This window comes from Pseudomonadota bacterium (genome assembly GCA_022361155.1).
Classification (GTDB): Bacteria; Myxococcota_A; Polyangia; order Polyangiales; family JAKSBK01; genus JAKSBK01.
The window spans coordinates 1-1,880 of the sequence record JAKSBK010000144.1 but is presented as its reverse complement, the minus strand read 5'-3'; the positions used below and the strand labels follow the sequence as shown (position 1 = coordinate 1,880).

Sequence of the window (1,880 nt, the reverse complement as noted above, 5' to 3'; positions counted from 1 at the left end):
CACCCCGGGGCCGCCATGCGTTTCGGGCTGCTGCCCGCATCCAGTGTTCGTCGGTCGCCGGCTAACCCGGTTCCGTGGCCGGCTCCCAGCTCCGCAAACCGTGGCCTCCGCCAGCGTCGCGCCTCCGTGTCCTCCCGCGTCACGATTTCACTCCGGTGCGGATCTTCTCGATCATCGTGTGGACCCTCTTCGACTATCTTGCCTTGGGCGTCGCGTACACATACTTGGGATTGCTTCGAGCCTAGATCGATGGCTACATGCAACATGGTCGGTCCCTCCTTGCGTCCTAGAACGCGTTGCTAAGGTTGGCGGACCCTTAGGTACCGCGCTCCAGGGGGACCGGCCACTTCATCGAATCTTGACGGCCGAGAGCATGCGCATAGTCACAACCGCTGCTGATCTGCTACGCCAGTCGATAGTAAGGCCCCTCGTCCTTTCCCGTGAAGATGCGTGTGTCCTCGTCGGCCGCAGGCTCGAGTCCTGCAAAGTAACTCTCGACTCCCGCGTGATCGGCCAATCGACACGCGAAGGCGTGGAGCGCCTCCACCAACGCTTTGGTCGAAGGTGCGACGCTATCCTTCAGTCGGAAGTTTATCTCGACATCATAGAAGTCACCATCGTACCGAAGGCAGCGCACATGGACATCGCCGAGCACTACACCCTCGCCAAGCGAAAGCGACTTCATCTCAATCTCACGTACGCCATGACCCTTAGTGGGTGGACCGACTATCGACCCTACAACGGTCTGCGCAACCGTTGTCGCCGTCCGCACGTCCAGCTTCTCGAACACTAGCTCGAGTAGCTCGCTTTCCATGGAAGTCATCAGTCAATGAACCCCTTGAACCTGTAGTCGAACTGAAGTCGCATCCCACGACCATCAGCCAAGCGCTTCTCCAAGAAAGTCGTGCCCTGGCTATTAGTGACTCGCTGGAAGCTACCCGGCCCTCTCATGATGTCTCGGAAGTGCTTCATTCCTTGCCCGTGCCAAGTGGACTGGTTACCTGTGACCTTGCCCCAGATGTCAGATCTTCGACCGGCATGCTTGGAAAGAGCATGTCCAACTCGAGTCGTACCCTTGTAGGCCTCAGAGGCCGTCCGAACCACGGTCGACGTGTTTCTTATCCCAAGCCCTATCCCCCTTGCGGCTCCCTTATCCCCTGCCTCTCTCGCTGTTCTAATCGCATCTCGGATCGCTTTGGCCTGCTTGGAGATGACCTTGGTGGCCTGTTCCTTGAGCCGCTTGAGATATGGAACGAGCAGATTTGCCAGCTTCTTAGCGATTTCAACGGCAGGCTTCACCATGTTCGCTTGTGCCGGGTCAAACCTATCCCCGCCGCCTGGGACCTCGCCCAAGATGGGCGCCTTGCCTGTGTTGGGGCCATCTCCCGGTTCGGCATAGCCCCCATCACCGAAGGTGCCGCTGAAGCCGATGGGTGCACCGCTGTTGATTCCTCCAGGCGGGTCATTCGCACCCGATCCTGAGCCGGTAGACCCATAGGTAGGTTGAAGGCCTCCGCCGTCACTTCTCTGTGTCTCGCCCACGTACACCCAACCGGAATGCTCGATAACCGCCACATCGACCGAGCCTGCGCCCCCGCCCCCGCCGCCGCCATCTCTTTGCTTGACACACTTCTCGGGGTCGCTCTCACACGGCGTAAACCCGCTCGGATCCACCCAATTCAGTGGATTGTTACCCACATAGCTATACCGATTCCAGGACTGGCTGTTGCCCGGCTCCGGCACAAACGGGTCCGGCGTCAAAAACCTCCCCATATGCGCGTCGTAGATTCTGCCCTTCATGTTCACGAGGCCGAGCTTGTTGAAGTGCTCGTGGCCGGTGTAGCCGAGTCGGGTCTTGGGGCGGTTCGGGTCGCTCGCGT

At 59.6% G+C, this 1,880-nt stretch carries 3 protein-coding genes; all 3 read right to left on the bottom strand.

The annotated features are described in order from the left end of the window. Positions 1 to 266, bottom strand: a 266-nt coding sequence (locus tag MJD61_04920; GenBank protein MCG8554619.1) for a hypothetical protein, incomplete at its 3' end; no start/stop codon positions are given. 137 nt (positions 267 to 403) lie between these two features. Beyond that, on the bottom strand, positions 404 to 685 hold the full coding sequence (locus MJD61_04915; protein MCG8554618.1) for a hypothetical protein: 282 nt from the start codon (positions 683 to 685) through the stop codon (positions 404 to 406). A 137-nt stretch (positions 686 to 822) separates the two neighbouring features. Next, positions 823 to 1,880 (bottom strand): hypothetical protein (locus MJD61_04910; GenBank protein ID MCG8554617.1); only part of this gene is annotated, 1,058 nt, incomplete at its 5' end.